This window comes from Nocardia carnea NBRC 14403 (genome assembly GCF_000308515.1).
GTDB classification, from domain to species: domain Bacteria; phylum Actinomycetota; class Actinomycetes; order Mycobacteriales; family Mycobacteriaceae; genus Nocardia; species Nocardia carnea.
Map to the genome: position 1 here is coordinate 68,463 of NZ_BAFV01000071.1, position 10,816 is coordinate 79,278.

Annotated in this window: 11 protein-coding genes; 1 reads left to right on the forward strand and 10 read right to left on the reverse strand. The window is 64.9% G+C overall.

Features of this window, described 5'->3' with window-relative positions:
* Positions 1-5 precede the first annotated feature (5 nt).
* From clpB to ON22_RS25255, 9 genes are all read right to left on the reverse strand, one after another.
* Complete coding sequence (clpB, locus tag ON22_RS25215; protein ID WP_033247253.1) at positions 6-2,639, reverse strand: ATP-dependent chaperone ClpB; 2,634 nt, start codon at positions 2,637-2,639, stop codon at positions 6-8.
* Positions 2,621-2,950, reverse strand: coding sequence for a chaperone modulator CbpM (locus ON22_RS25220; protein ID WP_033247254.1), 330 nt, complete (start codon positions 2,948-2,950; stop codon positions 2,621-2,623). The genes clpB and ON22_RS25220 overlap by 19 nt, the downstream gene beginning before the upstream one ends.
* Complete coding sequence (locus ON22_RS25225) at positions 2,947-3,867, reverse strand: DnaJ C-terminal domain-containing protein (protein ID WP_033247255.1); 921 nt, start codon at positions 3,865-3,867, stop codon at positions 2,947-2,949. The genes ON22_RS25220 and ON22_RS25225 overlap by 4 nt, the downstream gene beginning before the upstream one ends.
* Positions 3,868-3,873: 6 nt before the next feature.
* Positions 3,874-4,398 (reverse strand): nucleotide exchange factor GrpE, encoded by a 525-nt coding sequence (locus tag ON22_RS25230; RefSeq protein ID WP_033247256.1) that lies wholly within the window; start codon positions 4,396-4,398, stop codon positions 3,874-3,876.
* Positions 4,399-4,406: 8 nt separating this feature from the next.
* The gene (dnaK, locus tag ON22_RS25235) at positions 4,407-6,287 is read right to left on the reverse strand and encodes a molecular chaperone DnaK (protein WP_033247257.1); all 1,881 of its coding nucleotides are present in this window, start codon (positions 6,285-6,287) and stop codon (positions 4,407-4,409) included.
* 3 nt (positions 6,288-6,290) lie between these two features.
* Positions 6,291-6,794 carry a general stress protein gene (locus ON22_RS25240; protein ID WP_033247258.1) on the reverse strand — a complete coding sequence of 168 codons (504 nt, stop codon included), beginning with the start codon at positions 6,792-6,794 and terminating at the stop codon, positions 6,291-6,293.
* A 426-nt stretch (positions 6,795-7,220) separates the two neighbouring features.
* Positions 7,221-7,634: a GlcG/HbpS family heme-binding protein gene (locus tag ON22_RS25245; RefSeq protein ID WP_033247259.1), complete on the reverse strand. Its 414-nt coding sequence runs from the start codon at positions 7,632-7,634 to the stop codon at positions 7,221-7,223.
* Entirely contained in the window at positions 7,631-7,933 is a 303-nt protein-coding gene (locus ON22_RS25250) for a hypothetical protein (RefSeq protein ID WP_033247260.1), read from the reverse strand. The genes ON22_RS25245 and ON22_RS25250 overlap by 4 nt, the downstream gene beginning before the upstream one ends.
* A 28-nt stretch (positions 7,934-7,961) precedes the next feature.
* Positions 7,962-9,101, reverse strand: coding sequence for a glutathione-independent formaldehyde dehydrogenase (locus ON22_RS25255; protein WP_033247261.1), 1,140 nt, complete (start codon positions 9,099-9,101; stop codon positions 7,962-7,964).
* Between the two features lie 363 nt (positions 9,102-9,464).
* On the opposite strand from ON22_RS25255, the gene ON22_RS25260 reads away from it, so the two are divergent.
* The gene (locus ON22_RS25260; protein ID WP_033247262.1) at positions 9,465-9,761 is read left to right on the forward strand and encodes a putative quinol monooxygenase; all 297 of its coding nucleotides are present in this window, start codon (positions 9,465-9,467) and stop codon (positions 9,759-9,761) included.
* 54 nt (positions 9,762-9,815) lie between these two features.
* On the opposite strand, the gene ON22_RS25265 is transcribed toward ON22_RS25260, so the two are convergent.
* A partial coding sequence (locus tag ON22_RS25265) for a hypothetical protein (protein ID WP_043740606.1) occupies positions 9,816-10,816 on the reverse strand: 1,001 nt, incomplete at its 5' end.

Genomic DNA, 10,816 nt, shown 5'->3' on the forward strand with positions numbered 1-10,816 from the left:
CCTTCTCACGCCGCCGCGACGGCGGGTTCGGCGTAGGCGACGGCGAGCTCGCCGCCGTCCACCGTGACACGGATGACTCCGCCCGGTTCGATCTCGCCACGCAACAGCGCGCGACCTATCTTCGTCTCGACCTCGTGGGCGATGTATCGCCGCAGCGGCCGCGCGCCGTAGACCGGGTCGAAACCGTGTTCGGCGATGAGCCGGCGTGCTTCCGCGGTGATTTCCAGATGTATCTGCCGCTCCGACAACCTGTTCCGGAGGTCGATGAGTTGCAGCTCCACGATGTGCTCGATCTGCGGCAGCGTGAGCGGGGTGAACAACACGATGTCGTCGACCCGGTTGAGGAACTCGGGACGGAAGTGGCCGCGCAGTTCCGCCAGCACCCGCTCGCGGGCGTCCGGCTTGATCTCGCCGTTGGCCGTGACGCCGTCGAGAAGGTGATGGGATCCGATATTGGAGGTCATGATGATCACGGTGTTGCGGAAATCGACCTGCCTGCCCTGGGAATCGGTGATCCGGCCGTCGTCGAGCACCTGCAGCAGGGTATTGAAGACGTCGGCGTGGGCCTTCTCGATCTCGTCGAAGAGCACCACGGAGTACGGCTTGCGGCGCACCGCCTCGGTGAGCTGGCCGCCCTCGTCGTATCCGACGTACCCGGGGGGCGCGCCGATGAGCCTGCTCACCGTGTGCCGCTCCTGGTATTCGCTCATGTCCAGGCGCACCATATTGTCTTCGCTGTCGAAGAGGGCGCCGGCCAGTGTTTTTGCCAGCTCGGTCTTTCCCACGCCTGTCGGGCCCAAGAAGATGAACGAGCCGATGGGGCGGCGTGGGTCGCGGATACCGGAGCGCGCCCGGATCACCGCGTCTGCGACCAGTTGCACCGCCTCGTCCTGACCGACGACCCTTTCGTGCAGAATCTCGTCGAGCTTCAATAGCTTCTCCCGCTCGCCTTCCTGCAGCCGGGCGACGGGGATGCCCGTCCATGCGGCCACGATCTCTGCGATTTCGTCTTCGGTGACAACCTCGCGCAGCAACGGATTCCCACCTTGCCGGGTGGCCAGTTGCTCCTCTGCCGCCTCGAGCCTGCGTTCCAGCTCGGTGATCTCGCCGTATCGCAGCTCGGCGGCCCGATTGAGGTCGTAGTTGCGCTCCGCTTCCTCGGCTTCGTGGCGCAGTCGTTCCAGCTCTCCGCGCAGTTCCTGCACCCGCCGGATCGCCTGCCGCTCCGCCTCCCACTGCGCGTGCCGGGCGTCGGCTTCGGCGCGCAGGTCGGCCAGTTCTTTGCGCAGCTCTTCGAGGCGCGCCTTGCTGGCCGCGTCCGCTTCCTTCGACAGCGCCGCCTCTTCGATCTCCAGGCGGGTGACTTTACGGGTGAGTTCGTCGAGTTCGGCGGGCATCGAATCTATTTCGGTGCGCAGTCGCGCGCAGGCCTCATCCACCAGGTCGATCGCTTTGTCCGGGAGGAAGCGGTCGGTGATATACCGGTGCGAGAGGGTCACAGCGCCCACCAACGCGCCGTCCTGGATCTTCACGCCGTGGAACACCTCGAGGCGTTCCCGGAGACCGCGCAGAATCGAGACCGCATCCTCGACGGTGGGTTCGTCGACCAGAACGGTCTGGAAGCGGCGCTCCAGTGCCGCGTCGGATTCGATGTGCTTGCGATATTCGTCGAGTGTGGTGGCACCGATCATGTGCAGTTCGCCGCGGGCGAGCATCGGTTTGAGCATATTCCCGGCGTCGAGCGACCCCTCGCCGCCGACCGATCCCGCGCCGACAACGGTATGCAATTCGTCGACGAACAACAGGATGCGGCCCTCGGCCGCCTTGACCTCGGACAGCACCGCTTGCAGTCGCTCCTCGAACTCGCCGCGGTATTTCGCACCGGCCACCAGGGAACCCATATCGAGCGAGAAGATCGTCTTGTCGCGCAGGCCCTCGGGCACGTCGCCGCGGACGATCCGCTGGGCGAGGCCCTCGACGATCGCGGTCTTACCGACCCCGGGGTCGCCGATCAGTACCGGATTGTTCTTCGTCTTCCGGCTCAGGATCTGCGTCACCCTGCGGATCTCGGCATCCCGGCCGATGACCGGATCGAGTTTGCCGGCCCGTCCTTCGGAGACGAGGTCGCGTCCATACTTCTCCAAGGCCTCGTACGCACCTTCCGGAGTCGCCGAGGTGACGCGTTGATTGCCACGCACTGCGGTCAAGGCGGCGAGGAACGATTCTCGCGTTACCCCGTGACTCGCGAGGACCCGTCCGGCCGCACTGGCCGACCCCTCCTCGGAGAGGGCCATCACGAGATGTTCTACCGAGACATAGGAATCCTTGAGTCGCTTCGCCTCCCGTTCCGCGGCATCGAGCAGCTTGGCCAGGCGCTGGGTGATCATCACCTGGCCCGGCGTCGCGCCGGGTCCGCTGACCTTCGGCCGGCGCGACAGTTCACGCTCCAGATCGGATCGCAGCGCATCGATGTCCGCGCCGGCCTGCTCGAGCAGTCTGGGGACCAGTCCTCCTTGCTGATCGACCAATGCGAGCAGCAGGTGCTCGCCGTCGACCTCGGTGTGACCCATTCTCGTCGCTACATTCTGGGCTTCCTGCAGAGCTTCTCGTGACTTCTCGGTCAAGCTGCCGGTGTCCATGGGCGCGTCCTCCTTCTGCGGGAAGCGGCTTCGAGTTCTTCTATTCGATCCAGCAGATCGAGCACGAGCCCGATTGCCGAGTAGTTCAGGCCCAGACCGGTTCGCAGCCGTTGGATGCGGGCGGCGTGGGCCACTGCGGATGGTTCGAACGACATCTCGCCGCCGGCATCGCGGCGAGCGTCGAGCAGTCCGAGAGCGACCAGTTTTCGGGCCAGGTCGGGGTGCAGCCCGGTTCGTTCGGCGAAGGCATCCGGCGACAATCCGGTACGACGAACCAAGACGTACCGGGCGCCCGGTAGTGGAGTGCTCATTTCACTTTCCTCGGATCGAAGTTCGATTCGGCGGCCAGTTGCTCGAACAGGTCCCGTTCGCGTGCTGTCGGTTTCGACGGCACCATCACCTTGATCTCGGCGTAGAGGTTGCCGGCGGGGCCACGTGGATTGGGCATTCCTTCTCCGCGCAAGCGCAGCTTCCTACCCGTCGACGAGCCCGGCACCACTTTGACTTTCGCCTCGCCGCCCGGGGTGGGCACGACGACGGTCGCGCCGAGGACCGCCTCCCAGGGCGATACCGGCAGGTCGACATAGATATCGCGGCCCTGCACCCGGAACCGGGGATGCGGCCTGATCCGCACCACGAGATACAGATCCCCGGGCGGCGCGTCACCACCGCTCCGGCCGCCCTGACCGGCCAGCCGGATGCGCTGCCCGTCCAGGACACCGGCCGGGATGTCGACGTCGTACTGCCGTCCGTCCAGTCCGAGAGTGCGTTTGCCGCCCCGATACGCCTCTTCCAGCGTCAGCTCCAGTTCCGCTTCCTGATCCGCCCCGGGAATCGGCCCGTACCCGCCACCGCCGGTGAACATCTGCCCGAAGAGATCCTCGAAGTCGACCGGGCCCTGGCCACCGAAACCTCGACCGAAGTGCACCCTGCCGCCCCCACCGCCGTACCCCCCACCGCCGTACCCACCGGCGCTTGCCCGGACCCGTTCGTCGTAGTCCTCGGGCACCCGCCGGAAGTCCTCACCGAATCGGTCGTAGCGTTTGCGGGTGTCCGGGTCGGACAACACCTGGTAGGCCTCGTTCACCTCCTTGAACGTGTCCTCCGCAGTGGGATCCTTGTTCACGTCGGGGTGATACTTGCGAGCCAGCTTTCGGTACGCCTGCTGGATTTCATCGGCGCCGGCGCTTCGCGGGACTCCGAGGACTTCGTAGTAATCGCGCGCCATCGCCGCTCACCCCTCGGGTCGGCTGACGACCACCGCGGCGGGACGCAACTGCCGCCCGTCCTCGCCATACCCCGGGCGCACGACCTCGACGACGGTTCCGGACTCGAGATCGGGGCTGTCCACCACACCGACCACTTCGTGCAGTTCCGGGGAGAACGGCACACCGACCTCGTCGTGGCGCTCGAAACCGAACTGTGACAGCACCTGCACCGCCTGATCCCGGATCGCCTTCACACCCTCGACAACAGCCTGAGGATCACTACCGGCATGGGCCAGCGCGAGCTCCAGATTGTCCAGGACCGGCAGCCACGCCGCGGAAACCTTCGCCACCTCCGCGGCGCGTTCGCGGCCCAGATCCTTGGCATAGCGTTTGCGCAGGTTGTCCAGATCCGCGAGAGCCCGGCGCCAGCGGTCCTCGAGTTGAGCCGACTCGGCCTCTGTACCGGTGGGATCAGACGGCGTCTCGGCCTGATCCCGGTCGGCACCATCGGTCGCCGGCTCGGTCGTCGAACGATCTGCAGACCTTTCCATCGCGTACCTCAGCTCCGGTCGAATTCGGCGTCGATCACGTCGTCCTCATCCGACGACGCGGTATCTCCGCTGCCTGCCCGATGTCCGTCGCCGCCTGTCTGGACCGGTGCGAGCCCGTACAGCAACTGCTGCAACTCCGAGGTGAGTGGCGCCACCTCCGCCGGTGAAGCACCGTCGTTCACAGCCTTCCTGGCGTCGGCGATCAGCATCTCGGCGCGTGCCCTGTCGTGTGGTGGGGCACTGTCACCGAGTTCGGCGAGTCGGCGTTCCACCTGATAGGCCACCGAATCGAGCGCGTTGCGCGCATCGACCGCTTTTCGTAGCGCCTCGTCCTCACTCCGGTTCCGTTCGGCCTCGGCCAGCATGCGCTCGACCTCACCCTGATCCAGATTGCCCTGCTCACTGATCGTGATGCTCTGTTCCTTACCGGTGTCCTTGTCGCGGGCGGTGACATTGAGGATTCCGTTGGCGTCGATATCGAAAGTGACTTCTACCTGGGCCTCACCCCGTGGCGCGGGACGGATGTCTTCGAGCCGGAACCGGCCCAGCACCCGATTGTCAGCGGCTCGTTCACGTTCGCCCTGCAGCACCACGACATCCACCGCGGACTGGTTGTCCTCCGCGGTGGAGAACACTTCACTGCGCCGGGCCGGGATCGTCGTATTGCGCTCGATGATCTTGGTCATCACCCCGCCCTGGGTCTCGACCCCGAGGGACAACGGAGTGACATCGAGCAGCAGCACATCGGAGACCTCGCCCTTGAGCACGCCCGCCTGGACCGCGGCACCGAGCGCCACGACCTCGTCGGGGTTGACGCTCATATTGGGGTCCTTGCCGCCGGTGAGCCGGCGCACCAGCGCCTGCACCGCCGGAATACGTGTCGAACCACCGACCAGGATGACCTCGTCGATATCGTTGGCGGTGACCTTCGCGTCACTCATCGCCTGCTGCACCGGATCGAGGCAGCGTTCCACCAGATCGGCCGTCAGATCCTCGAACTTCGAACGCATGATCGTCGTGGTGAGATGCTTGGGACCGTTCGCGTCAGCGGTCACGAAAGGCAAATTGACCTGGGCCTGACTCACCGAGGACAACTCGACCTTGGCCTTCTCTGCCGCCTCGAACAGGCGCTGCAACGCCTGCGGGTCCTTGCGCAGATCGATATTCTCCGCACGCTGGAATTCATCGGCGAGGTAGTCCACCAGACGTCGATCGAAATCGTCGCCGCCGAGGTGGGAGTCACCGGCCGTGGAACGCACCTCGACCACGCCCTCACCGACATCGAGCAGGCTCACATCGAACGTGCCACCACCGAGGTCGAAAACCAGCACGGTCTCATGGGTCTGCTTGTCCATGCCGTACGCCAGTGCCGCGGCGGTCGGCTCATTGATGATCCGCAGGACTTCGAGGCCGGCGATGCGGCCGGCGTCCTTGGTGGCATTGCGCTGCGCGTCGTTGAAATAGGCGGGAACGGTGATGACCACTTCCTTGACCTTCTCACCGAGGAATTTGCTCGCGTCGTCGACGAGCTTGCGCAGCACCTGGGCACTGATCTCCTCCGGCGCGTATTTCTTACCCCGCACGTCGAATCGCGCCTCACCGTTGTCCCCCGGCACGACGTCGAAACTCACCGCCTTGGCCTCCTCGGAGATCTCGTCGAAATGACGTCCGATGAAGCGTTTCGCCGAGTAGATCGTGCCCTTCGGATTCAAGATCGCCTGCCGCCGGGCGAGCTGACCCACCAGGCGCTCGCCGCTGTCGGTGAACGCCACCACCGACGGCGTCGTCCGTGCTCCCTCGACATTGGAGATCACCACCGCCTCGCCGCCTTGCCAGCTCGCGATGACCGAGTTGGTGGTGCCCAGATCGATACCTACTGCAGTTGCCATGAGTCAATCCCTTCGATCGGTCCGGCCGGCGAGCAGGCGGACGGCCTCGTCCGCGGCGTCGACGTCGGCAAGGACCTCGTAGTGACGTGGTTGTAATGACTGGATCGAGGTGAAGTCGCGCCGGCCGCCCTGCAGCGCATACATGAGCAGGCCGAGCAGAGCGCCGACAACAACACCGAACACCAGCCCGTAGAAGGCGAGCGTGAGGCTCGTGAGCAGCGGCTGGACCCAGTCGAACAAACCGAATATCCAGCCGAACAGTGCCCCCGTCAGCCCACCCGCGGCGCCGCCTCGCAGAGCTGCCCAGCCAGCATGGAGCCGGCCGACAACCTGTTCGATCAGCTCGAGATCACGTCCGACGATGGCTAGTTTGTTCACCGCGAAATGCTGGTCGGAGAGATAGTCGACAGCGCTTTCGGCGTCAGTGTAAGAGTCGAACGTTGCCACTACCCGACGGTCCGGCCGGCTCGGATTCACCGCGGAGGCTCCGCCACTGGACTCTGACATCACGCCCCCTCGGCGGTGATGATTCGAGGTTTACCGAGCCGCACGTGTACCGTTTCGGCTCCGGTCGGTCAACGAGGTTGAACTCACGCACGGCTCAACCGCATAAAGTTCTTCATCCGCCTTTGGGCATACGACGAAAACGGGAGACGGTGACGGCCGGACTGCACCACCGGCACAGTTCCAGGCCGACCACTCGAGCGGCTCGTATCCACGGGATCAACGCATCAGCCGCTATATCGTGCTTCCGCACGCAGAACTCCCGATACCCGAAATTGTCGCAGCCGCCGCATCGTGTGTCGACAGCCGCAGCACATTCGATCGCCGAACCGTTACTACTCCGCCGCAGCCTCGAGCTACTCGACCCGCCCGATTCGCCGGCGCCCGCGGGTGACCTCCGTGACGTCGTCTGTCGACAAAGTTCACTGTTCACATCGCCGCTACGGCCGCCGCGGCGACGGTCTTGTCCTGCTCTCCTGTGCCGCCGCTGACGCCGACCGCCCCGACGATCTGGCCGTTGTGCCGCAGCGGCACACCGCCGGCGAAGATCATGATGCGCCCACCGTTGGAGGCATGTATCCCGTAGAACTGCCCGCCCGGCCCCGCAGCGCCCGCGAGGTCTTCGGTCGAGATGTCCAGCGCTCGCGCGGTGAATGCCTTGTTTATCGAAATGTCGATACTGGCGATCCAGGCGCCGTCCATCCGCACATGGGCTACGAGGTTGCCGCCGGCATCGACCACCGCAATATTCGACGGCGACTCGATCTCGGCGGCTTTGGCCCGGCCGGCGGCAATCACCCGCTGCGCGTCGTCGAGGGACACCGACCCCTGGTTCACTGTCATGACGCACCTGCCGTGGTCTTCGCGAACTGCCGGACGACGGCCCGACAGAACGCGGGGAGAGGGTCGAGCGGCCGGCCCGAGATCAGGTTGCCGTCGATCGCGATTTCTTCGCTGACGCCATCGGCCCTGGTCCTGCCCGGGTCGTTATCAGGTGTAGCGATTTCGCCCGGCTGCGGAGACAGCAACCCTGTATACCCGCCGGCTTGTCCCACCGGGTCGCGGGGTCGCCCGAGTTCGACGCCTTCGATCAGTTCAGTAGCCGGTGTCGCGAGCGGCGTGCCCAGCAGTGCTGTTGTCATCGTTGTGCTCCTCTCGGTCCGGGCCGCCTCACGGATGCATGACGACTTTGGTCCATCCGTCGTCGCGGGCATCGAAATGCTGGTAGCCGGACTCGGCCTCGGTCAGCGGGAGCTCATGGGAGACGATCCAGGACGGTGTGGCCCGGCCCTGGTGGATCAGGTCACGCAGGTGCCGGTTGTAATGCTTGACGTTGGCCTGCCCGGTACCGGCCTTCTGCCCCTTGAACCAGAATTTTCCCATGTCGAAGGCGATCTTGCCGTCGCGTTCGAGTTCGTCGGGGGCGTTGCGATCCTGAGGCAGGAAAATGCCGACCACACCGATATGTCCGGTGAAACGCACCGAGTCGACGAGCCGGTTCATCGTCATCGCGGCGTCCTCGTGACCTTGCGGGTCGTGCGCCTGGTACCCGACGCACTCACAACCCTTATCGGCGCCGCGCCCGCCGGTCATATCGAGGACCTGCTCGACCGGGTCACCGATGGAGTCGTCGATGGGTGTGACCCCGATCTGCTCGGCGAGCCGCAACCGGTCGGGGTGACGGTCGACGATCATCACCTGGCTCGCGCCCTGGATCATCGCCGAGTACGCCGCCATCAGGCCGACCGGCCCGGCTCCGTAGACGACCATCGAATCGCCGGGTTGCATATCGGCCAGACGGGTGCAGTGCCATCCGGTGGGGAAGATATCGGAAAGCATCACATAGTCGGTTTCCTTGTCCTGGGCGTCCTCGGGCAGTCGCAGGCAATTGAAGTCACCGAACGGCACCCGCAGATACTCCGCCTGCCCGCCCCAGAACGGTCCCATACCAGCGAAACCGAATGCGGCACCGGCCATCTTCGGATCCGGGTGCACTGTCAGGCAGAACGCGGTCAGCCCTTCCTCGCAGTTGCGGCAGAAACCGCAACCGATGTTGAACGGTAGGCACACCCGGTCCCCGGTGGTGACCTTGACCACCGCATTGCCTACTTCTGCCACGATTCCCAAATTCTCGTGACCGAGAACCATCCCGGGCTCCAGATCGGTGCGGCCTTCGTACATATGCAGATCCGACCCGCAAATGTTGGTGCTGGTGATCTTCACCAGCACATCGGTCGGCTGCTCGATCCTCGCATCGGGGACATCCTTCACATGAACTTCACGTGGCCCGTCGTACACAAGCGCTTTCATCTCGACACTCCCTGACATGCGGCTTTTCCGGACAATGTCCGGCCAGGCCGCCACAGGCGGTTATGTGTCAGCGACCGACCGAATGAATCGTTGTGCTGGAGACAGAGGATGCAACAGAGCATAGAACTGATAACGACACCGAAACCTGGCCCACCACAATGTTTCGCGTCACGGCAGACCGCCAGCAGGTGCACTCCAGGCGTCGCATTCCTCCACCACGGAGTCTCCTCTTTCGGCTCTACGATAGCTAGGGGTGAGATCGAGATCGGCCCGATTGATTTGTGAGCTCGGGCGGCTCCTTCCCTTCACGGGCCGATGGTGTGATGCTTGACCTTGTCCACCACTTCGAACAGGAGATCCGACATGGCCACCAAGGCGCTGCTGGTCCGACTCGAAGCCAAACCCGGTAAGGAAAACGCGGTCGAGGAATTCCTCCGATCGGCGCTGCCACTCGTCGAGCAGGAGCCCGGCACCAAGCCCTGGCTCGCGGTACGGTTCGGCCCCTCGACGTTCGGAATCATCGACGCGTTCCCGGACGAGGCGGCCCGCGAAACACATCTCAACGGGCCGGTCGGCAAAGCTCTCGGCGAGCGCGCCGACGAACTCTTCGCTGTGCCGCCCGAAATCAGCCAGCTCGACGTACTCGCCGACAAGCTCTGAATCGGAAACAGTGAATCTCCCGGTGAGAGATGGGCTGCTACACCTGGCTTCCTGTCAGCCACTCCGTTGTGCGTCGATGCGCTGGCGCTGGCGGGCCCCGTAGGCCGCCTCCTTGACCGCAGAGTCGTCCTCGAGACCGGACCCGAGTGCTCCACCGATGGTCGCGATAGACGCCAGCAGCCAAGCAAGGGTGAGGTAATCGGAGAAGTTCACCCCATGTCCCAGGACGGGGGACAGCAGTTCCGGCGAAAGAGTCAGGCACCCGGTAAACAGCAGCAAGCAGAACAGGGCCACATACAGGACGCCGACCCCGACGACCAGAGTGATCACAGTCGCCAGGTTGTACAGCGCCGAGCGATCGCGTTCGACTGCCGACCGCGGTCGCTCCCAGAGTTCGTGGTCGAGGATCAGCCACAGAATCATCGCCACGACCGACAGGACCGTCGCCGCGCTCATACGCCATGAACCCATCGTGTCGGCGAACATCCAGATCGTGTCGGTGGCCAGCGCGATCGCTCCGGTCGCGAACGCACCGACGAGTACCTTCGAGAGTCCGGTGACCAATCGCCACGGCCGATTGGCCCGCACCATCCCCAACAGCAGGCGCAATCGCCGCAGTCCCGGCGGTGCGAAATACCGGGCGCCGCTCGCGATCTGCACAGACGGAAACCGTCGCGCCGCCCGGGCGGACGTGAGTTTCGGGTCACCGAGCATGTGAGTGATCGCGAGTTCGGTGACAGTGCGGACGCGTCGCTCGATCGCGATGCCGCCCACCCCGGGCACAGAGATGAGCGCGAATCGGTAGTCCACACTGACATCGGCCACCACCGGCAGCGTGCCCTCACGGCGCGGCAGATCGGTGAGGTACACGACGAGGTCCTCGGATTCCGCGGACGGATCAACCGCGTCGATCACCTCGGCGAAATCCGCTCCCTCGGCGAGAGGATAGGGCTCGAGACGCACACACGCCGACCACTGGCGCTCGACCCTGCCACGACCTCGCAGACGTCCCGGCAGGCACTCTGAACCGTCACGGATTTGGGGCCGCTTCCGTC

What these genes read in the sequence shown, in the direction of transcription:
- clpB (WP_033247253.1), bottom strand. Translation starts at nt 2,639, where the DNA reads ATGGACACCGGCAGCTTGACCGAGAAGTCACGAGAAGCTCTGCAGGAA.
- ON22_RS25220 (WP_033247254.1), bottom strand. Translation starts at nt 2,950, where the DNA reads ATGAGCACTCCACTACCGGGCGCCCGGTACGTCTTGGTTCGTCGTACC.
- ON22_RS25225 (WP_033247255.1), bottom strand. Translation starts at nt 3,867, where the DNA reads ATGGCGCGCGATTACTACGAAGTCCTCGGAGTCCCGCGAAGCGCCGGC.
- ON22_RS25230 (WP_033247256.1), bottom strand. Translation starts at nt 4,398, where the DNA reads ATGGAAAGGTCTGCAGATCGTTCGACGACCGAGCCGGCGACCGATGGT.
- dnaK (WP_033247257.1), bottom strand. Translation starts at nt 6,287, where the DNA reads ATGGCAACTGCAGTAGGTATCGATCTGGGCACCACCAACTCGGTCATC.
- ON22_RS25240 (WP_033247258.1), bottom strand. Translation starts at nt 6,794, where the DNA reads ATGTCAGAGTCCAGTGGCGGAGCCTCCGCGGTGAATCCGAGCCGGCCG.
- ON22_RS25245 (WP_033247259.1), bottom strand. Translation starts at nt 7,634, where the DNA reads ATGACAGTGAACCAGGGGTCGGTGTCCCTCGACGACGCGCAGCGGGTG.
- ON22_RS25250 (WP_033247260.1), bottom strand. Translation starts at nt 7,933, where the DNA reads ATGACAACAGCACTGCTGGGCACGCCGCTCGCGACACCGGCTACTGAA.
- ON22_RS25255 (WP_033247261.1), bottom strand. Translation starts at nt 9,101, where the DNA reads ATGAAAGCGCTTGTGTACGACGGGCCACGTGAAGTTCATGTGAAGGAT.
- ON22_RS25260 (WP_033247262.1), top strand. Translation starts at nt 9,465, where the DNA reads ATGGCCACCAAGGCGCTGCTGGTCCGACTCGAAGCCAAACCCGGTAAG.